Source organism: Nocardioides daeguensis (genome assembly GCF_019192965.1).
Taxonomy (GTDB): Bacteria; Actinomycetota; Actinomycetes; order Propionibacteriales; family Nocardioidaceae; genus Nocardioides; species Nocardioides daeguensis.
The window spans coordinates 111,329-131,621 of record NZ_JAHTKU010000008.1 but is presented as its reverse complement, the minus strand read 5'-3'; the positions used below and the strand labels follow the sequence as shown (position 1 = coordinate 131,621).

The 20,293-nt window shown below is 70.7% G+C and carries 18 protein-coding genes; 9 read left to right on the top strand and 9 right to left on the bottom strand.

Annotated elements, in window-relative coordinates:
• The first annotated feature begins 43 nt into the window (after positions 1–43).
• Both KU893_RS06625 and KU893_RS06620 read left to right on the top strand, forming a co-directional pair.
• The gene (locus KU893_RS06625; RefSeq protein WP_218233567.1) at positions 44–1,279 is read left to right on the top strand and encodes a cytochrome P450; all 1,236 of its coding nucleotides are present in this window, start codon (positions 44–46) and stop codon (positions 1,277–1,279) included.
• A gap of 160 nt (positions 1,280–1,439) precedes the next feature.
• On the top strand, positions 1,440–1,592 hold the full coding sequence (locus tag KU893_RS06620; RefSeq protein ID WP_218233566.1) for a hypothetical protein: 153 nt from the start codon (positions 1,440–1,442) through the stop codon (positions 1,590–1,592).
• 15 nt (positions 1,593–1,607) lie between these two features.
• Here the strand turns inward: KU893_RS06620 and KU893_RS06615 are convergent, their stop codons facing one another.
• Genes KU893_RS06615 through KU893_RS06590 form a run of 6 tightly spaced genes read right to left on the bottom strand, consistent with a single transcriptional unit; the run spans position 1,608 to position 7,519 of the window.
• Entirely contained in the window at positions 1,608–2,705 is a 1,098-nt protein-coding gene (locus tag KU893_RS06615; RefSeq protein ID WP_218233565.1) for a carboxylate-amine ligase, read from the bottom strand.
• Positions 2,706–2,760: 55 nt separating this feature from the next.
• Entirely contained in the window at positions 2,761–3,528 is a 768-nt protein-coding gene (map, locus tag KU893_RS06610; RefSeq protein ID WP_218233564.1) for a type I methionyl aminopeptidase, read from the bottom strand.
• Between the two features lie 10 nt (positions 3,529–3,538).
• Positions 3,539–4,300 (bottom strand): hypothetical protein, encoded by a 762-nt coding sequence (locus tag KU893_RS06605; RefSeq protein ID WP_218233563.1) that lies wholly within the window; start codon positions 4,298–4,300, stop codon positions 3,539–3,541.
• 34 nt (positions 4,301–4,334) lie between these two features.
• Entirely contained in the window at positions 4,335–5,498 is a 1,164-nt protein-coding gene (locus KU893_RS06600; protein ID WP_218233562.1) for a thiolase family protein, read from the bottom strand.
• A complete protein-coding gene (locus KU893_RS06595) occupies positions 5,498–6,553 on the bottom strand; it encodes a thiolase family protein (protein ID WP_218233561.1) in 1,056 nt (351 codons plus the stop codon). Before KU893_RS06595 ends, KU893_RS06600 begins: the two co-directional genes overlap by 1 nt.
• A gap of 15 nt (positions 6,554–6,568) precedes the next feature.
• The gene (locus KU893_RS06590; RefSeq protein WP_218233560.1) at positions 6,569–7,519 is read right to left on the bottom strand and encodes a Zn-ribbon domain-containing OB-fold protein; all 951 of its coding nucleotides are present in this window, start codon (positions 7,517–7,519) and stop codon (positions 6,569–6,571) included.
• Between the two features lie 80 nt (positions 7,520–7,599).
• Between KU893_RS06590 and KU893_RS06585 the strand changes: the two genes are divergently transcribed.
• From KU893_RS06585 to fadD8, 3 genes are all read left to right on the top strand, one after another.
• Complete coding sequence (locus KU893_RS06585) at positions 7,600–8,643, top strand: LLM class F420-dependent oxidoreductase (RefSeq protein WP_218233559.1); 1,044 nt, start codon at positions 7,600–7,602, stop codon at positions 8,641–8,643.
• 41 nt (positions 8,644–8,684) lie between these two features.
• A complete protein-coding gene (locus tag KU893_RS06580) occupies positions 8,685–9,074 on the top strand; it encodes a hypothetical protein (RefSeq protein WP_218233558.1) in 390 nt (129 codons plus the stop codon).
• A 63-nt stretch (positions 9,075–9,137) separates the two neighbouring features.
• Positions 9,138–10,748, top strand: a complete 1,611-nt coding sequence (gene fadD8 / locus KU893_RS06575; RefSeq protein WP_257441485.1) for a fatty-acid--CoA ligase FadD8 — start codon at positions 9,138–9,140, stop codon at positions 10,746–10,748.
• A gap of 30 nt (positions 10,749–10,778) precedes the next feature.
• Here fadD8 and KU893_RS06570 read toward each other — a convergent pair whose 3' ends face one another.
• Together KU893_RS06570 and KU893_RS06565 are read right to left on the bottom strand one after the other, a co-directional pair.
• Positions 10,779–11,228: a hypothetical protein gene (locus tag KU893_RS06570; protein WP_218233557.1), complete on the bottom strand. Its 450-nt coding sequence runs from the start codon at positions 11,226–11,228 to the stop codon at positions 10,779–10,781.
• 17 nt (positions 11,229–11,245) lie between these two features.
• Entirely contained in the window at positions 11,246–15,001 is a 3,756-nt protein-coding gene (locus KU893_RS06565) for a hypothetical protein (RefSeq protein ID WP_218233556.1), read from the bottom strand.
• 189 nt (positions 15,002–15,190) lie between these two features.
• Here KU893_RS06565 and KU893_RS06560 point away from each other — a divergent pair, with 189 nt between their 5' ends.
• Positions 15,191–15,808, top strand: a complete 618-nt coding sequence (locus KU893_RS06560) for an HAD family hydrolase (RefSeq protein WP_218233555.1) — start codon at positions 15,191–15,193, stop codon at positions 15,806–15,808.
• A 30-nt stretch (positions 15,809–15,838) separates the two neighbouring features.
• Here the strand turns inward: KU893_RS06560 and KU893_RS06555 are convergent, their stop codons facing one another.
• The gene (locus tag KU893_RS06555; protein ID WP_218233554.1) at positions 15,839–16,621 is read right to left on the bottom strand and encodes a crotonase/enoyl-CoA hydratase family protein; all 783 of its coding nucleotides are present in this window, start codon (positions 16,619–16,621) and stop codon (positions 15,839–15,841) included.
• A 47-nt stretch (positions 16,622–16,668) separates the two neighbouring features.
• Here KU893_RS06555 and KU893_RS06550 point away from each other — a divergent pair, with 47 nt between their 5' ends.
• The 3 genes from KU893_RS06550 to KU893_RS06540 all read left to right on the top strand — a co-directional run bounded on the left by KU893_RS06550 (position 16,669) and on the right by KU893_RS06540 (position 20,156).
• The gene (locus KU893_RS06550; RefSeq protein WP_218233553.1) at positions 16,669–18,303 is read left to right on the top strand and encodes an acyl-CoA synthetase; all 1,635 of its coding nucleotides are present in this window, start codon (positions 16,669–16,671) and stop codon (positions 18,301–18,303) included.
• On the top strand, positions 18,303–19,409 hold the full coding sequence (locus KU893_RS06545) for an NAD(P)H-dependent flavin oxidoreductase (protein WP_218233552.1): 1,107 nt from the start codon (positions 18,303–18,305) through the stop codon (positions 19,407–19,409). Before KU893_RS06550 ends, KU893_RS06545 begins: the two co-directional genes overlap by 1 nt.
• Before the next feature lie 93 nt (positions 19,410–19,502).
• Complete coding sequence (locus KU893_RS06540) at positions 19,503–20,156, top strand: SDR family oxidoreductase (protein WP_218233551.1); 654 nt, start codon at positions 19,503–19,505, stop codon at positions 20,154–20,156.
• Positions 20,157–20,293 lie beyond the last annotated feature (137 nt).

Below are 20,293 nucleotides of genomic sequence, written 5' to 3'. Positions count from 1 at the left end.
GTGTTCCACCCCCATGGCTGTCCAGCAGTGAAAGGTTCAGGGCGTGACCGAGCTCCTCATTCCGGCGGGATGGGATCCCACCGATCCCGACATCAACGAAGTGGCCCTGCCGCACGAACAGTTCCGCGCCCTGCGCGCCAACGAGCCGATCCACTGGGTCGAGCAGATCCCCGAGGCGCGTGCCGGCTTCCTCGACACCGGCTACTGGGCGTGCACCCGCCACGAGGAGGTGCGCCAGGTCTCCAAGGACAACGAGAACTGGTCCACCGCCGAGAACGGCGTCATCATCCGGTTCGCGCCCGACATGACCCGCGACCAGGTCGAGGTCCAGCGCGCGATGCTGATCCACCACGACCCGCCGAGCCACACCAAGATGCGCGGCATCGTCTCGCGCGGCTTCACCCCGCGCGTGATCGCCTCCCTCAAGGACGCGCTCAAGGACCGCGCCTACGAGATCGTCGAGCAGGCCGTCGCCAAGGGCAGCGGTGACTTCGTCGAGGAGATCGCGGCCGAGCTGCCGCTGCAGGCCATCGCCGACTTCCTCGGCGTGCCGCAGGAGGACCGCAAGAAGCTCTTCGAGTGGTCCAACCAGATGATGGGGTACGACGACCCGGAGATCGGCGCCGACCCGGCGATCGCCTCCATGGAGATCCTCGGCTACTTCGACCAGCTCGCCAACGAGCGCCGGGCGAACCCGCAGGACGACATCGTGACCAAGCTGATCAGCGTCGGCTCCGACGACGACCACGGCGCGCTGACCAACGACGAGTTCGGCTTCTTCGTCATCCTGCTGACCGTCGCGGGCAACGAGACCACCCGCAACGCCACCACCCACGGCATGCACGCCTTCTTCGAGCACCCCGACCAGTGGGAGCTGTGGAAGAAGGACCGTCCGGAGACCGCGATCGACGAGATCGTGCGCTGGGCGACCCCGGTCACCGTGTTCCAGCGCACCGCCAAGCAGGACACCGAGCTCGCCGGTCAGGCGATCAAGAAGGGCGACCGGGTCGGCCTCTTCTATGCCTCGGCCAACTTCGATGAGGCCGTCTTCGAGGACCCGTTCAAGTTCGACATCCTGCGCGAGAACAACCCGCACGTCGCCTTCGGCGGCCACGGCGCGCACTACTGCCTCGGCGCCAACCTGGCCCGCCTGCAGATCAACCTGATCTTCAACGCGATCGCCGACCTGGCTCCCGACATCAGCCTCGCCGGTGAGCCGCGCCGCCTGCGCTCGGGCTGGCTCAACGCCATCAAGGAGATGCAGGTCAACTACGTCTGACCCGCCGCGCGTCGTACGACGGCCCGGTTCCCGTGGGGGACCGGGCCGTCGTGCTCCCGGTGGTTCCCGGTGGTTCCCGGTGGTTCCCGGTGGCCCTCGGGCAGGCCTCGGATGCAGTAGCGTTCGAGATGAAGAGCAGGCAGACACGCAGGAGGTTGCGATGAGCGACGTCAACGCCGATCAGTTCCCCGGGTTCTCCGAGAACCACTACCAGCACGGGATGCACTCCCTCGCCTGGATCTCGCTCTGGCTGATCGTCGGCCTGGGCGTCGCCGCCGGCATCTTCGGCTTCGTCTGGGGCATCAGCCACTGATCCTCGCCGGCCCGGTCAGCCCGCGTTCGTGCGCCTGACCAGATCGTCGACCACGGCCGCGATGCTGCCGCCGCTGCGCTCGTAGGCCGCCCGCTGCCGCGTCGCCCCGCCCTCGGCCAGCACCCGGGGCACGCTCGCCTCGACCAGGGCGGCGTCGTCGTAGGCCTCCAGCTGCTCGCGCACGCTCGCGACGAGCAGGTGCAGGACGTCGCGCGCCGGCGTCAGCTCTGCGGTCACCGGGTCGAGGAGGCGGTCGGTCAGGCCGTAGCGGGCCGCGCGCCACCGCGCGGCCTTGAGCAGCTCAGCACGCCAGCGGCCACCCGGGAGGCCGCCGCCGTCGAGCTCCTGGCAGACCAGCGCTCGGGTGAGGACCGCGACCAGGGTGGCGTCGGCCGGGTCGGTGCACACGTCGCCGATCCGCACCTCCACCGTCGGCTGGTGGACCGACAGGCGCGCGTCGAAGTACAGCATCCCGTGGTCCATCGCCGCCCCCGACGCGATGAGGGCCCGGCTCAGGGCGTGGTACGCCGCCGCGGAGCCGAACGGCTCGGTCGCCGACGAGCTCGGCCACTGCGCCCACGCCTGCGAGCGCCAGGACGCGTAGCGCGTGTCGCGACGGTGGTAGAAGGGCGAGTTCGCGCTGATCGCCAGCAGTACGGGCAGCCACGGCGTGACGGCGTCGATGGCGCGCACGCCCTCCTCGTCCGAGTCGACCTGGACGTGCACGTGCTGGCCACACGTCCCGCCCGGCCGCGCGACCTCCCCGAAGGTCGCGACCATCGTCAGGTACCGGTCGTCCCGCGTGGTGCGGGGCGGACCACCCGGCAGCAGCACGGCGCCGGTCGCCGCCGTGCGCGTCCCGACGGCCTCGGCCGCGTCGGCGGCGCGGCGACGCAGCCGGACCAGATGCCGGTGGAGGTCCGTGGCGTCGAGGACCGGCGGCGTCCGCGTCTCCAGCTGGTGGGCGAACAGCTCGTGGTCCAGCTCGTCGGCGGGCTCGGCGTCGTGGTCAGCGGCGTACTGGAGCACCTGCTGGGCCCGGGGGACCGTCGCTCGGGTCCGGGGATCGACGAGGAGGAGCTCCTCCTCGACGCCCAGGGGGCGTCGGTCCATGCCGCTCACCCCCGATCGGTCCGTCCGGGCAGGTGGTACCCGGACCGGCCGGGGATCAGTCGCGGGCGGTGAGCACCAGCGGGTCGCCCGAGGTGATGGCGACGGTGTGCTCCACGTGCGCACCCCGCGAGCCGTCGGCGCTGCGGATGGTCCAGCCGTCGGGGTCGAACACGATCTCGTCGGTGGTGTGCAGGAACCACGGCTCGATCGCGATGACCAGGCCTGGGCGGAGCTTGATGCCGCGGCCGGGGCGTCCGTCGTTGGCGACGTGCGGCTCGCCGTGCATGGTCCGGCCGACGCCGTGGCCACCGAACTGGAGGTTGACCTTGAGCCCGGCCTCGTGGGCCACGCTGCCGATGGCGAAGGAGATGTCGCCGAGCCGGTTGCCGGCCCGGGCGGCGGCGATGCCGGCGTCGAGCGCCTCCTGGGTGACCTCGATCAGCCGGAGGTCCTCCTCGCGGGCGTTGCCGACCACGACGGACAGTGCCGAGTCCGACACCCAGCCGTCGACGGAGGCTGCGAAGTCGACCGACAGCAGGTCGCCGTCCTGCAGCGTGTAGTCGTGGGGCAGGCCGTGCAGCACCGCGTCGTTGACCGAGGTGCACAGCACCTTGCCGAACGGGCTGGCGCCGAAGGACGGGTGGTAGTCGATGTAGCACGACTCCGCGCCGGCGTCCTTGATCATCTTGTGCGCCAGCTCGTCGAGCTCGAGCAGGTTGACGCCGACCGCGGCCTTCTCGGAGAGGGCCTGGAGCACCGAGGCGACGAAGCGCCCGGCCGGACGCATCTGCTCGATCTGGGTGGGGGTGCGCAGCTCGATCACGGGGTCGAGCCTACTGACCGGAGGAGGCCTCCCCGGCATCCACGACGATCGCGCTGTGGCTGGACGCGTCGTCCGCGTCGAACACGATGCCGTCGAGGTGACCGGTGCGGGGCGTGATGTCGCCGGCCAGCGACTTCTCCTCGCCGGCCTCGAGCACCACGCTGGACTGGTACTCGTCGCCGAGCGCCGGGTCGCTCACGTCGGCGCTGTCCCACGCGCCGTCGATGACCGACTTGACGGTGACGTCGTTGAGGCTGATCGCGCGCTCGCTCCGGTTCTGGGCGACGAACGCGAAGGTGCACTCGACGTCGCTGGGTCCGGTCGCGTACTCGGGGTCGTAGGCATGGCACTCCAGCGTCGTGACCTTGATCCGCAGGTCGCCGTCGTCGGTCGTGAACCACTCGCCGACCTGGGCGCTCGGCTCCGGCGGATCGACGGTGTCGAGCCAGTCGCCGAGGTAGCGCAGCGTCAGGAAGCCGACCACGACGGCCACGCCGGCCGCGACCACGGACAGCCCGAGGCCCCAACCGGCCAGGGCGGTACGACGGCCGGTGCGGCGGCCGCGGACGAGCCCGACGACGCCGAGGCAGACCCCGACGAGCGCCAGGAGCAGTCCGACGAAGTTGACCAGCGGGATGGGCGAGGTGACCAGCGCGATGATGCCGACCACGAGCGCGGCGACCGCGACGCCGTTGGCGGGCCGCCGGGCGGCGGGCGGCCCGAAGCCCGGTCCGGGCGACGGCGGGGGAGGCGGGTACGGCGCGTGGCTCACCGGGTGAACCTATCCGTGCCCGCCTCCGTGCCCGTCAGTTGGTCGGCTTGTCGGCGCCGACGACCCACATGGCGAAGAACTGCGAGCCGCCGCCGTACGCGTGGCCGAGGGCCTTGCGGGCGCCGTCGACCTGGTGCTCGCCGGCCGCGCCGCGGACCTGTAGGGCGGCCTCGCCGAAGCGGAGCATGCCCGAGGCGCCGATCGGGTTGGAGGAGAGCACGCCGCCGGAGCAGTTGACCGGGATCCGGCCGGTCATCGCGGTCTCGCCGGCCTCGGTCAGCTTCCAGCCCTCGCCCTCGGCCGCGAAGCCGAGGTTCTCCAGCCACATCGGCTCGAACCAGGAGAACGGCACGTAGATCTCGGCCGCGTCGATCTCGTCGATGGGCGAGGTGATGCCGGCCTGCTTCCACAGCGCGGCCGCGGCGTCGCGGCCGGCCTGGGGGTTGACCTGGTCGCGCTCGGCGGCCGTGGTCGGCTCGGAGCGCATCACGGTGCCGTGGATCCACGCCGGGTTGGGCGAGGCCGCCGCGACGTCCTCGGCGGCGATGACCAGCGCGCAGGCGCCGTCGGAGGAGGGGCAGGTCTCGTCGTAGCGGATCGGGTCCCACAGCATCTGCGAGGCGAGCACCGACTCGACGGTGGTGCCCTCGTTGTGCAGGTGTGCGTAGGGGTTCTTCAGCGCGTTGGTGCGGTCCTTGGCGGCCACGATCGCGCCGATGTGGGTGGGCGCGCCGGAGCGGCGGATGTAGGAGCGCACGTGCGGGGCGAAGTAGCCGCCGGCGCCGGCGTGGACCGGCATCACGAACGGCACGGGCACCGACAGGGCCCACATCGCGTTGGACTCCGACTGCTTCTCGAACGCGACCGTGAGGACCTTCTTGTGCACGCCCGACTGGACGAGCGAGGCCGCGACGATGGCGGTCGAGCCGCCGACCGAGCCGGCGGTGTGCACCCGCAGCAACGGCTTGCCGGCCGCGCCGAGCGCTTCCGCGAGGTACAGCTCGGGCATCATCACGCCCTCGAACAGGTCGGGCGCCTTGCCGACGACGATCGTGTCGATCTCGTCGAGGGTCATGCCGGCGTCCTCGAGGGCGCGGTCCATCGCCTCGCGGCACAGGCCCGCCATGGAGACGTCCTCGCGCTTGGCGCGGTGGTGGGTCTGGCCCACGCCGATCACGGCTGCTGGGGTCTTGCCCATCAGTTCGTTCCTTCCATGACGCACACGAGGTTCTGCTGGAGGGCCGGTCCGCTGGTGGCGTGGCCGAGGACCTTGTCTGCGGTGCCGTCCCAGATCCGGCGAGCGGCCTCGCCGATCCGGATCGCGCCACCGGTGAACATCGGGTTGCCGGCGAGGGCGCCGCCCGACGGGTTGACCCGTACGTCGTCGGCGAGGCCCAGGTCGCGGCGCAGGATCAGCTCCTGGTGGCTGAACGGCGCGTGCAGCTCGGCGATCTGGACGCCGTCGAGGCCGCCGACGGCGGACGCGGCCCGGGTCGCGGACTCTGAGCGGGTCAGGTCGCGGGTGCCGAGGTGCAGGCCGTCGGTGAAGTGCGACAGGCCGGTGATCCAGGCCGGGCGCTCGCGGACCTCGCGGGCCTTGTCGCCGGCGGCGAGGACGATCGCGGCCGCGCCGTCGGTGACGGGCGAGGCGTCGTGCTTGCGCAGCGGGTCGGCGAACATCGGCCGGGCGAGCAGGTCCTCGACGGAGGACCCGCCGGCGCGCACGGCGTACTCGTTCTTCTCGGCGTCGGTCAGGGAGCGGTTGACGACCTCGGCCATGGCGGCCTCGTCCCAGGCGCCGGCGTCGATGCCGAGCCGGGCCTGCAGGGCGGCGATCGACACGGTGTCGGGCCACAGCGGGGTCAGGGTGTAGGGGTCGAGCTGGAGGCTGAGGGTACGGCGCAGCACGCCGGCCGATGCCTTGCCGAAGCCGAACACCAGGGCGGTGTCGACCTCGCCGGTCTGGATCTTCAGCCACGCCTCGTAAAGAGCCCAGGCGGCGTCCATCTCGACGTGCGACTCGTTGACCGGCGGCAGCACGCCGATCGCGTCGATCGCACTCACGAAGGAGAAGGAGCGGCCGGCGAGGTAGTCCGAGGAGCCGGAGCACCAGAAGCCGATGTCCTTCTTGGTCCAGCCGGTCTGCTCGTAGCACTCGGCGAAGATCGGCACGAGCAGCTCGGCACAGGTCGGCGACCCGTCGTAGTCCTGCATCTGTCGCTGGGCGAACCCGACGACGGCGACGTCACGCATCTGATTCGTCCCTTCTCACAGGTGGTGCTTGTAGGTGTCGTAGTCCGCGTCCGGCTCACCGGTCGGCGCGAAGTGGCTGATGTTCTCGATCGTGGTGCCCCACTCCTCGCGGGGCTTCCAGACCGCCTTGACCCGCAGCCCCATCCGGATCTCCTCGACCGGGATGTCGAGGATCAGGTGCTGCAGCGCGATGTCGGCGCCGTCGAGCAGGATGTACGCCGACACGTACGGCGGGGTGATCTTCTGGCCGAGGAACGGCACGTTGACGATGCAGAACGTCGTCACGGTGCCGGTGTCGGGCAGCTCGATCTCCTCGACGGTCGGGACGCCGTCGACCGGGCAGGCCGGACGCGGCGGGACGTAGACCTTCTGGCACTTCGGGCAGCGCTGGGCGATGATCCGGCCCTCGGCCAGGCCGCGGAAGAAGGCGGACTCCTCGGGGGAGGCGGCGTAGGTGTAGTCGAGGCTGACCGGCGTGACGATGCCGGTGACGTCGCCCTCGCCGGCCGCCGGGGGCGGCGCGGTCGCCGTACCGGTGTCGGGGACGAACACGACGTCGGTGATCGCGCCGGTGCGCTCGGCGGCCCAGCGGGCGCGCACCCTCATCCCGGTGTTGATCTCGTCGGGGCTCGCGACGTCGACCGCGTGCAGGAGCGGGGCGTCGGTGCCGTCGAGGGTCACCAGGGCGAACGCGAAGGGCCGGTCGAAGGGCTGGCCGGCGACGGGCTCGCTGACCCAGGTCCACGAGGTGACCGTGCCGGTCTCGGCGACCTCGACGAAGTCGGCCGTGGCGCGGTGGGTGACCGGGTCGTACTCCGGCGGGGGTACGACGACGCGCCCGTCGCTGAGTCGGGCTCCGACGAACTGGGCGTCGCGGAGTCCGGTGAGGAAGCGGCCGATCACCGGGCCGACCGATCGGGTGTAGTCGAAGGACACCGTCACCGGTGCCGAGAGGGTGCGACTCATGGGCCAAAGTGAAACATGTTCCGGGAGAAAGTGAAACATGTTCTAGAAATGGATCTGGTCGATCCGTCATGATGCGGACCATGAAACTGGGCTTGCAGCTGGGGTACTGGTCCGCACAACCGCCGCAGGGCGTCGGCGAGCTCGTCGCCGCCGCGGAGGACGCGGGCTTCGACGCGATCTTCACCGCCGAGGCGTGGGGGAGCGACGCGTTCACACCACTGGCCTGGTGGGGCCGGGAGACCTCGAAGGTCCGCCTCGGCACCTCGATCGTGCAGATGTCCGGGCGGACGCCGACCTCGATCGCCATGCACGCGCTGACCCTCGACCACCTGAGCGGTGGCCGGGTGATCCTGGGCATGGGCGTCAGTGGCCCGCAGGTCGTCGAGGGCTGGTACGGCGTGCCGTTCGCCAAGCCGCTGGCCCGCACCCGCGAGGTCGTCTCGATCATCCGCCAGGTCCTGGCCCGCGAGGCACCGGTGACCAACGACGGCCCGCACCACCCGCTGCCCTACAACGGCCCCGGCTCGGTCGGTCTCGGCAAGCCGCTCAAGCCGATCGTCCATCCGCTGCGCGCCGACCTCCCGATCTGGCTCGGCGCCGAAGGTCCCAAGAACGTCGCCCAGACCGCGGAGATCGCCGACGGGTGGATCCCGATCTTCTACACGCCCAAGAGTGCCGGCATGTACCAGCCGTGGCTCGACGAGGGGTTCGCCCGCCCGGGCGCGCGTCGTACCCGTGCCGACTTCGAGATCGCCGCCACCTGCCACCTGCAGGTCGTCGAGAACGCCGAGCAGAAGCAGCGGGTGATCGAGGCGATGAAGCCGTTCGTGTCGCTCTACATGGGCGGCATGGGCGCCAAGGAGCAGAACTTCCACCACCAGGTCTTCACCCGGATGGGGTACGGCGAGCTGGCCGACGAGGTCCAGGAGCTCTACCTGTCCGGCGAGAAGGACAAGGCCACCGCGCTCATCCCCGACGAGCTGGTCGACGACATGCACATCATCGGCACGCCTTCGGAGGTCAAGGAGCGGGTCGCGCAGTGGGAGGAGACCGGTGTGACCACGCTGCTCCTGTCCTGCCGCAGCGCCGAGGAGATCCGGGGGATCGCCGAGCTGCTCGCCTGATCGCGGCCCGCCTGTCGGTGGCCCGGGCTACCGTCCTCGGCATGAGGCGCGAGCCGCACGAGAACGTCGCCACGGTGCTGGTCGACCCTGCCCTGCTGCCGGACCTCGAGCTGGAGCTGGTCGAGCTCGACCTGTGGGTGTGGCCGGTGCGCTCGGCGCCGATCTGCACCGACGGGCCGCGCACGGAGTTCCAGGTGCGCCGCCGCCTGGTCGAGGCGCAGCGGGGCGCCTGGGACTGCGCGGCCACGTGGGTGCCGGTGTGGATCAGCTTCGGCGAGCGGTGGGCCAGTGGCGACGAGCCGCTGCCGTGGTCGGCCCACCGCGCGCTATGGCAGGTGCTCGACGCGCATGCCGACCGGGTCAGGTTCCACCGGCGGCTCGGCGGCGTGCGGCCGCTGGTCGCGCCTGTCGAGCGGCGGCCGGCGAGCTGACCCGCCTGGTCGTCGGTGGCGAGATCCTTGCCCCGCGAATAGAACACGTTCTAGTCTGCGGGGGTGACCGACACGCTCCGCACGCCTGCCCACAACGGCCACCTGATGGTCGCCGCCCTCAAGCGCCACGCGAACCGCCCGATCGTGCACCTCGGCGACGTGACGCTGACCGGCAAGGAGACCGCGGACCGGATCTCTCAGTACATCCAGGCCTTCGAGTCCCTCGGCGCCGGCCGGGGTACGCCGGGCGCGCTCCTCGCGCTGAACCGGCCCGAGGTGCTCTTCATCCTCGGCGCCGGCCAGACCCAGGGGCTCCAGCGCACTTCGCTGCACCCGCTCGGCTCCGCCGACGACCACGCCTACGTCATCAACGACGCCGGCATCACCACGCTGGTCATCGACCCCTACTTCGCCGCACGGGCGGTCGAGCTGCTCGGCAAGTGCCCGGGCCTCAAGCAGGTCCTCACCATCGGTCCCGTGCCGCCGGAACTCGCCGAGGTCGGCACGGACCTCACCGAGGTCGCGGCGTCGTTCGCGCCACAGCCGGTGCAGGCCGCCGTCCTCGAGCCCGACCACATCACCTCGATCACCTACACCGGCGGCACGACCGGCAAGCCCAAGGGCGTGATCGGCACGGTGCGCGCGTTCTCGACGATGGCGCAGGTCCAGATGGCCGAGTGGGAGTGGCCCGAGGAGCCCCGCTTCCTCATGTGCACGCCGCTCTCGCACGCCGGCGCCGCCTTCTTCGTGCCCGTCGTGCTCAAGGGCGGCACGCTGTTCGTCTCCTCCCGGTTCGACCCGGCCGAGGTGCTGCAGACCATCGAGGAGAAGCGGATCAACTCGCTGATGCTCGTGCCCACCATGCTCTACGCGCTGATGGACCACCCCGACTCGCGCACCCGCGACCTGTCGTCGCTGGAGACCGTCTACTACGGCGCGTCCGCGATCAACCCGGTCCGGCTCAAGGAGGCCATCGAGCGGTTCGGCCCGATCTTCGCCCAGTACTACGGGCAGTCCGAGGCGCCGATGGTCATCAGCTACTTCCCGAAGGGTGACCACGCGAGCACTGCCGCCGACGGCACCGTCACGGTCCACGAGAGCCGGCTGACGTCCTGCGGCCGCCCGTCGGCGTACCTGCGCGCGGCGCTGCTCGACGAGGCCGGCAACCCGGTGCCGCAGGGGGAGCCGGGCGAGATCTGCGTCGCCGGCCCGCTCCTGGCCGCGGGGTACTGGAAGCTGCCCGAGGCCACCGCCGAGACCTTCCGTGACGGCTGGATGCACACCGGCGACGTCGCCCGGGAGGACGAGGACGGCTTCTGGTACATCGTCGACCGCACCAAGGACATGATCGTCACCGGCGGCTTCAACGTCTTCCCGCGCGAGGTCGAGGACGTCATCGCCGAGCACCCGGCGATCGCCCAGGTGGGTGTCATCGGTACGCCGCACGAGAAGTTCGGTGAGGCCGTGACGGCCGTCGTCGTCCTGCGTGACGGCTTCGAGCTCACCGACGAGGTCGTGGCCGAGATCAAGGACGCGGTCAAGCAGCGCAAGGGATCCGTGCAGGCGCCGAAGGACGTCCTCGTCGTCGACGCGCTGCCGCTCACCGCCCTCGGCAAGCCGGACAAGAAGGCCCTGCGGGCCCGGTTCTGGACGGGGGAGCGCTCGGTCGGCTGACCGGGCTCGGCCCGACGCCGCCCCGCTGCGTCACTTCGGGCACTGCGAGACGATCCAGGTCGTCACCAGCCGCCCGTCCTCGGTGAGGGCGGGCGTGAGCGCCGCGAGATCGGCGCCGTCGGCCGTCGGGTCGGCCAGCAGCCGCTGCGCCGACCGGAAGCCCTCGCCGAGATCGGTGAGAGCGCGTCGCACGTCGGCCGGGGCGTCCTGTCGGAGGGCGTCGAGCTCACCGACCAGCGCGTCCACGGCGGTGGCGTCGTCGGGGGAGTCCTTGCCGTCGTACAGCGCGGTCTGCGCGTCGATGATGCGCTGGGCCGTGCCGGCGAACCTCTCGCACGGCACGGTGATCTCCGTGAGCTCCGTCGACGTGGGCGAAGGAGCCCCCTTCGGCGGGTCGTCGGACCCGCCGCTGCAGCCGGTGGCCAGGACCAGCACGGCCAGCCCCCCGAGGATCAGAGAGGCTGGACCGTGCTGGGCCATGGTGGGCTGCTCCTTCGTCAGGGACCCCACTCGCACTCCGGGTAGGCGTCGATCCCGTGGCCGTACGGTGACAGGAAGTACGCGATGATGTCGAGCCCGAAGTCCGGCAGTGAGAAGCCGAGCAGGTTGATGTCCGGCGTGATCAGCCAGGCGGGCGTGTGGGATCCGTCGTTCGTCGGCTGACCGAGCGTGAACGTGTTGCCGCTGGTCGTGAACCCGGGCGCGGGCCGGGCGTCGAAGGTGACGCCGCAGTTGGCGATCCCGAACTCGAGCACCGGGACGTGGAAGATCCGGCCGTAGACGTTCTCGTTGATGTGCCAGCGGGGCACGACGTTGCCGAACGGGATGGTCCGGTGCGGGATGCTGACCAGCGGGATCGTGTCCGACCCGAGCGGGTCGGGCCAGTCGATGTAGATCGAGAAGTGCTCCTCCAGGTCGACGGTCAGGTTGCTGTCCTGGCCGAAGGTGAAGGTGCCGTACGTCCCGTCGAGGCCCGTGGTGAACCCGAGTCGCAGGTTCACGTCGGAGAAGTCGGTCAGCCCGAGGGTGACCCGACGGATCTTCAGGTCGGCGGAGAGGTTGCCGCTGTTCTGGAAGAGTCCGTCGCCGGGGTTGTCCCCGCTGCTCCAGGCCAGGTCGATCGTCTTCTGCACCCGTCCGGCGGCCTCGAGTGCGAACGCCTGCGTGGCCGGGGCCGAGGTGATGTGCAGGCGGGCGCCGTCCAAGGCGGCCGTGACGAGCTTGCCGAGGTTGGTCACCGTGAGGGCGACCGCCGCGTCAGCGTCCACCGGGTCCGCGATGGCGGCCGAAGCGAAGGCGTCGATGTCCAGGCCCGGGGCGTCGGCCTCCATCGTGAACACCGGCGCGTCGACGGTGGTGCCGCCGCCGGCCGAGCTGTCCTTCCCGATCGTGAGGTCCACGGTCTTCGGCACGTCGTGCAGGTGCACCGACGCGGCGAATTCGGCGTCACCGACATGCTTGTACGCCGCGGTGATGTCGCTGATCGGCTGGCTCATGTCGACGCCGACCTTCTTGGTGTCCGCGCCGAAGGCGGCGTCGACGTGGATCGAGGCGGGGATGGCGCTGATGTCCAGCTGCGCCTCGTCGGTGTTGTCGTACGTCGCGTTCGCGGTGAGCGCGCCGAGCGGCTGGCTCGCGGTGTAGTCGACCGCGATGGTGTGGCTGCCGTCCGGCTGCGTGGCCGTCGTGATCGGGCCGAAGGTGATGTCGACCGGTGTTGCGGTCGGCACGCCCTGCTGCAGCTGCAGGCTCAGCGGCTTGGGTGCGAGCGCCTGGAGCACCGCGTCGACGACGAGGGTGTCGACGGTCGGGTGGTAGCCGGTGAGGGTGTAGGTGCCGGCCGTCGTGTTGAGGTCGAGCCCGGTCGGGAGACCGGTCAGGTAGACCTTCGCGCGGACCGCCTTGTCGGTGCCACTCTGTCCGTCGCGCACGGCGATGCCGTGCACCTGTGGGGGCGTCGGCGTCGCATCGAGCGCAGCCTTCTTGCCGGCGGCCACGGAGATCGTGGCATCCGGGTGCGAGTCGCCGGTGTAGGTGATCCGGCCGCCCTCGCTGCGCAACGTCACGCTCGAGGGCAGGTTGGTCAGGTTTCCGGACGCCTCGAGGTCGCCGGCGGCCGCGTGGACCTTGCCGGCGAAGGCGAAGGCGCCGTGGTCGCCCATGTCGAGGCCGGCCTCGAAGCCGCCACCGTTGCCGGTGTCGGGCAGCTTGGTGAACTCGACGCGACGCAGGTCGCTGATCCGCAGGCTCGCGTCGAGGTTGCCGGACTCCTCGTCGTAGGAGGCGGTCAGGTGGTCACCCGGGAGCGTCTGGTACTCCTCGTGGTTCGTGACGTTGGCGGTGATCGCGCCGATCCCGGCCTCCGGTGCCTCGAACAGCACGTTGCCGTCGGCCCAGCTCGCGTTCCACTTGGCGGGGATCGAGTCGATCGTCAGGCCCGCGTCGAAGTCACGGTCCATGTCGAGGGTGTCGCCGGTGAGGTGGGCCGAGGCCACGACGCTCGTGGTGGCCGCGGACGCATCCCAATCGAGGACGGCGTTCTTTCCGTCGAAGACCACGGTCGCCCGGTCCGGGATGTCGCGGACCTCGGCCGTGATCGCGTCGCCGTTGATCCGCTCGACGCCGGCGTACACCCGGTCGATGGTGTCGCTGGCGTGGTAGTCGATGAGCTTGCCGTTCAGGTCGACCTGCATGTGCGCGGGAACGCCGTTGGCCTGGTAGACCGCGTGGTCGACCTCTGCCGGCTTCGTGACGTCCGGCGTGGTGGTGTCGGTCGCCTGCACGAAGCCGATCTCGCTGTTGGCCGTGTACTCGATGTTCTGGTGCTTGTCCTGGCGGGTGAGGTCGATCCGCACGTTGCTTGGCAGCTGGTCCACGGTCGCGGTGAAGCGGCGGCTGCTGTCGATCGGTCCGGAGGTCACGGCCTGGTCGATGACGGCGTCGACCCTGGTCGGGGTCGGGGTCGCCAGCGTGATCGTGTCCTTGCTCCGGTTGCTGTCGTGGGTCAGCCGGGCGCCGACGTCGAGGGTGGTCGGGAACGGGCTGAGCTGGACCGAGCCGGTCATCGGGTCCTGCTCGGAGGCGGGGACGCCGATGCTGCCGCCCGCGAGGGACTTGACCCCGAAAGTGAGGGCCTGGGTCGCGCCGGGGTGGTTGGTCGTCACGTTCGCGGCGACCTGGACGTCACCGGTGATCGCGTCGACGACGTTCTTGAGCACGAACTTGGCCGAGCTGCTCCAGCCGAGGGTGGAGCCGCGCCCGTCGATGCCGACGGTGACGCGCTTCTTCACCACGGGGGTGTCGTAGACCGCGAACACGTGGGCGGGCAGGTCGATGTTGCCGTTGAGCCGGCCGACCGAGAACTTGGCGCCGACGTCGATCAGGTTGGTCAGCGGCGTGAGCGTCGCCAGGACGTCGGGAAGCTTGTCGCCGGTGACGTCGGCGGGAACCGGTACGCCGACCGGGACGGACACGCTGCAGGCGAGGTCCATCGTCGGGGACTCGGCGCAGATCCGGTAGAAGAGCGGCGAGAGCAGGTTGATCACGGGGAGCGTGAACAGCTTGCCCTGGATCTTGCTGACCTCCTGGAGGAGCGCGTCGAGCGCGTTGAGGACCAGCGGGACGGCCGGCAGGGCGGTCAGCTTGTCGTTGAACGACGACGGCGCACCGGCGGTGATGTTGGTCGACGCCTTCGCGGTGGGCGCGGCGACCGTCGTCCGCGGCTGCTGGGCCGAGGTCAGCGCCGGCGCCTCGGCGAGCTCCTCGGACATGGCGTCGAGGCGCTGCCCGGTGAGGTCGCGCTCCACCGGCGGCAGGTCCGCAGGGGGCGGCGGAGCGGGCTCGTTGAGGTCCTCACGCATCTGCTCGGTGCTCTTCTTGCCGAAGATCACGAGCGCGACGCCGGTCAGGTAGGTCTCGCGCTGCTGGGCCGTGGGCTGCTCGCCCGCCGTCGCCAGCAGGTCGTCGAGCAGGCACGCGCTGAGCCACAGCTTCGTGGCCTCGGGCAGCGCGTGGAAGTCCTCGGCGAGGATCTCGTCGGGCACCTTCTTGAGCGCGACGAAGCTCTTGCGCCACGCGTTGTCCGCGAAGCGGTCCGACCAGAGCCGGACGAACCGGTCGCGGTTCTCCGGCGTGGCTCCGTCGGACTCCGGCGGCGAGTCGCAGGTGACGGCGGCGCCGGCGGCCGGCGTACCGGGAGATCCCGGTTCGGCCTGGGCGGCGTTGGGTGGGACGAGGACGACCAGCATGGCCATCGTCGCGAGGGCAGCACAAAGGATCCGAGGACGCACGAGGTTCACCTGCCGATAGGGGGGATGGGAGCACAAGCAGGAGTGCGAGGATCACTATGTTCCCGAGCGGGAGTCCGCGCCAGAAAACCTGAAAACTCTTTACCTTCGGATTCTGGCGACGGCCGCCCACGCGCCGCTGGATACCGTGCCCCCATGGTGGATCTCGTCGTCGGGTTCGATCTCGACCTGACCCTCATCGACACGGTGCCCGGCTTCCGCGACGTGTTGCGCGAGCTGGGGCGCGAGCTCGGCGTGGACTTCCCGGTCGAGGAGATGACGCAGCGGCTCGGGCCGCCGCTCGAGCTGCTGCTGGCGCCGTACCTTCCCGCCGCGCAGATCCCGGCGGCGGGGGACAGGTTCCGAGCGCTCTACCCCGACCACGCCATCGCCAACGTCCCGGTGCTGCCCGGAGCCCACGAGGCGATCGCTGCGGTACGGCGGCACGGCGGCCGGGTCGTGGTGGTCACCGGCAAGTACGGCCCCAACGCCCAGCTGCACCTGGACCACACCGGCCTCGACGTCGACCTGTTGGAGGGTTGGGTCTGGGGCGTCGGCAAGGCGGAGGCGCTGCGCCGCGAGGGGGCCTCGATCTACGTCGGCGACCACGTCCACGACGTCGAGGGCGCGCGGGCGGCGGCGGTCACCAGTGTCTCGGTGCTCACCGGTGGCTGCTCCGCGGAGGAGCTGTGCGCCGCCGGGACCGACGTCGTGCTGCCGGGCCTCGGCGACTTCCCGGGCTGGCTCGACGCCCATCTGGCGGCGCGCAGCTGAGTCCGCTGCCCCTCGGGCATGGGACCAGGCTCAGCGGCCCTTGAACTCGGGGGCGCGCTTCTCGAGGAAGGCCCGCGGACCTTCCTTGGCGTCCTCGGAGGAGAACACGGCCGCGCCGATCTTCGCGTCGTCGGCCCAGCACTCCTCCTCGTGCTTGCCCTCGGAGTCGCGCATGGTCTTGAGGATCGCCTGGACGGCGAGCGGCCCGTTGGCGGCGATCCGGTCGGCGATCTCGTGCGCCTTCGCCAGCGCCTCGCCGTCGGGGACGACGTGGCCGATCAGGCCGAGCTCCTTGGCCTCGGCGGCGCCGAGGGTGCGACCGGTGAGCAGCAGCTCCGCGGCGACGGTGTACGGGATCTGGCGCGGCAGACGGACCGCGGAGCCGCCGAGCGGGTACAGCGACCAGCGGGCCTCGGCGACGCCGAACTTCGCCGACTCCCCGGCGACCCGGATGTCGGTGCCCTGCAGGATCTCCGTACCGCCCGCGATGGCCGGGCCCTCGACGGCGGCGATCAGCGGCTTGGTGAGCCGGAAGCCCTTGAGCAGGCCCTTGATGGTGGTCGGGTCGTAGGCGCCGGACTCGAAGCTCTCCGACGGCGGCTTGTCGTCCGCAGCCTTGAGGTCCATGCCGGCACAGAAGTAGCCGCCGGCACCGGTGAGGATGCAGACCCGGATCTCCGGGTCCTCGTTCACGCGGTCCCAGGCGGACTCCATGATCCGCAGCATCTCGCTCGACAACGCGTTGCGGCGCTCCGGCCGGTTCATCGTGACGACCAGCTTGTGGCCGTCCTGCTCGACGAGGCAATCACTCATGTGAACAACGCTAGCGAAAAAGTGAAACGTGTTCTAGTGTCGCCCTCGTGGCCCTGAACATCGCCGATCTCTTCGAACACGCCGTCGACGCCGTTCCCGACAAGCCCGCCGTCCAGGTGGGCGACGACGTCATCACCTTCGCCGAGCTGGAGGCCGAGTCCAACAAGCTCGCGCACTACCTGCAGGCGCAGGGCATCGGAACCGGCGACCACGTCGGCCTCTACGCCAAGAACAGCATCGAGCACGTCATCGCCCTCATCGGGATCCTCAAGGTCCGCGCGGTCGCGATCAACGTCAACTACCGCTACGTCGCCGGCGAGCTCGAGTACCTCTTCGACAACGCCGATCTGGTCGGCCTCGTCCACGATCGGGTGTACGCCCCGCTGGTCGCCGAGGTGGCGCCGAAGTTCCCCGGCCTGAAGACGATCATCGCCGTGCCGAACCCGCTCGAGCCCGACGACGCGAGCGACCTGTCGTCGTTCGGCGGCGTCACCCTCGCCGACGCCCTGGCCGGCCGGTCCGCCGCGCGCGACTTCGGTGAGCGCAGCCCCGACGACATCCACATCATCTACACCGGCGGCACCACCGGCTTCCCTAAGGGCGTCATGTGGCGCCACGAGGACTTCTGGCGCGTGCTCGGTGGCGGCATCGACTTCATGACCGGCGAGCCTCTCGAGGAGTACGACCAGTCGAAGAAGGCGCTGCAGGACAGCCTGGTCACGCTGCCGCTCAGCCCGCTGATGCATGGCGGCGCGCAGGCCTCGCTGCTGATGCACCTCTTCGCCGGACAGGTGACGATCCTCGAGCCGAAGTTCGACCCGGTGCGCACCTGGGACCTCGTGGACAAGCACGGCGTCCAGATGCTGTTCATGACCGGCGACGCGATGGCGGTTCCGCTGATCGACGCCTACGAGGCCGGCGGCTACGACGGCCAGACCCTGTTCGCGATCGCCTCCAGCGCCGCGATCTTCTCCAAGTCGGTGAAGGAGCGCTGGATGAAGCACTTCCCCAACGCCGTCTTCACCGACTCCATCGGCTCCTCGGAGACCGGGTTCCAAGGCACCGGCCTGCAGGACGCCAGCGCGCTGTCGACGGACGGTCCGGTCGTCTCCATCCCCGCCACCACGGTCATCCTCGGTGACGACAACCGTCCGCTCGACCCGGTCGCGGACGTCGGCAAGGTCGGTCGGACCGCCCGCTCCGGCAACGTCCCGGTGGGCTACTACAAGGACCCCGAGAAGTCGGCCAAGACGTTCATCGAGATCGACGGCGTGCGCTACTCGATCCCGGGCGACAACGCCCGGATCGAGGAGGGCAACCGGATCACCCTGCTCGGCCGCGGATCCAACTGCATCAACACCGGCGGCGAGAAGGTGTACCCCGAAGAGGTGGAGCAGGCGATCAAGGCCCACCCCGGCGTGTACGACGTCTTGGTGGTCGGCCTGCCCGACGAGAAGTACGGCCAGACCGTGGCCGCCGTCGTCGAGCCGCGCCCGGGCCACCAGGTCGAGCTCGAGGAGCTGCGCACCTTCCTGCGCGCCCACCTGTCCGGCTATAAGCTGCCGCGCGCGCTGACCATCGTCCCCGAGATCCCCCGCAACGCGACGGGCAAGGCGCAGTACCCGCGGGCCAAGGAGCTCGCCCTCGCCTCCCGCGCCGACAACCAAGGAGCGAACGCCTGATGCACACCGCCCTGTGCGATGCCTTCGGCATCGAGTACCCGATCTTCGCCTTCACCCCCTCCGAGCACGTCGCGGCGGCTGTGTCGCGGGCCGGCGGACTGGGCGTGCTGGGCTGCGTCCGGTTCAACGACACCGACGAGCTCGACCGCACCCTGACCTGGATGGACGAGAACACCGACGGCAAGCCGTACGGCGTCGACGTGGTCATGCCGATGAAGATCCCGACCGAGGGCACCTCGGCCGACCTGTCGTCGTACATCCCCGAGGAACACAAGTTGTTCGTCGACGAGACGCTGCTCAAGCTCGGCGTCCCGCCGCTGCCGGAGGGCGAGGGCCGCGAGGGCGTGCTGGGCTGGCTGCACTCGGTGGCCCGCTCGCACGTCGACGTCGCGCTGCAGCACCGCCCGGTGCTCATCGCCAACGCGCTCGGCTCGCCGCCGGTCGACGTCATCGAGCAGTGCCACGAGGCGGGCCTCAAGGTCGCCGCGCTGGCCGGCGCCCCGAAGCACGCGCTGAGCCACGTCGCCAACGGGGTCGACATCATCATCGCCCAGGGCTACGAGGCCGGCGGCCACACCGGTGAGATCGCCAGCATGGTGCTCACCCCCGACATCGTCGACGCGGTCGGCCCGGACGTCCCCGTCCTTGGCGCCGGCGGCATCGGCTCCGGCCGACAGATCGCAGCGTCGCTCGCGCTCGGCGCGCAGGGCGTGTGGACCGGCTCGATCTGGCTCGGCACCGAGGAGTACCGCAACCTCGCCGGCAACAAGGGCTGGGAGACCGCGTTCCTGCGGGCCACCTCCTCCGACACCGTCCGCACCCGGATCTACACCGGCAAGCCGGCCCGTCTGCTCAAGACCAAGTGGACCGACGCTTGGGCGGAGGACACCGCCCCCGCGCCGCTGCCGATGCCGCTGCAGAACCTCCTCGTCGCCGACGCCCACAACCGGATCAACGCCTCCGGCGACCCCGACGTGATCTCCATGCCCATCGGCCAGATCGTCGGCCGGATGAACGAGGTCCGCCCGGTCGCCGAGGTCGTCGCCGACCTCGTCGCCGAGTTCGAGGCGACCGTGAAGAAGCTCGACGGGATCGCCGGCATCTGAGTCCCGCCCTCGACCGGACCCGAGCCCGGGTGCGCAGGGTCGGAGCCTGACTCCGCGCCTGTGCACCCGGGGCGCCGGCACTAGGCTGCCGAGATGACCCGCAACGTGCTGATCGCCGGAGCCGGACCGGGGGTGAGCGGCTCGCTCGCCCGTCTGTACGCCGCGGAGGGTGGCTCGGTCGGCCTGCTCGGCGCCGATGAGGACGTGCTGACGCAGCTGCGCAGCGACCTCGAGGCTGCCGGCGCCGTGGCGGGATCGGCGGTCGTCGACCTCACCGACGACGCGGCGACCCGCCATGCGGTGACCCGGATGGGGGAGCAGCGGGGACACCTCGACGTCGTCCACTTCAACCCGTCGGCGTACCGCGAGAAGGACCCGCTGAGCCTGACCCCCGACGAGCTGCTCGAGGACGTCCGGCTCGGTGTCGGCGCGCTGCTCTCCGTGGTGCAGGCCGCGCGTCCGTTCATGGGCCCGGGCGGGCGGATCACGGTCACCGGCAGCATGGCCGCGGACTCGCCGTGGTTCGGGGCCGCGTCGCTGGGTGTGCAGAAGGCGGGCGTGCAGAACCTGGTCCACAGCATCGACGCCGCCCTCGCGGGTGACGGCATCCGCGCGGTCTCGGTGACCGTCCGCGGGCTGCTCAAGAAGGACGGCCCGTTCGCGCCCGACAACGTCGCGCGGGCACTGCGCGCCGCGATCGAACAGGACGAGGCGGACTGGCGCGCGGAGATCCCCTACACCGGCTGACCCGGGTTGGGCCGGCGGCGCTCGGCACCGTCTGCATGGATCCCCGGATATCCGGGGATCCATGCGCTTGTCAGGGGCTGCAACGCCTGACAAGCGCATGCGTTGCGTCCGCTCGGTGACCGTTGGGGCCCAGATGG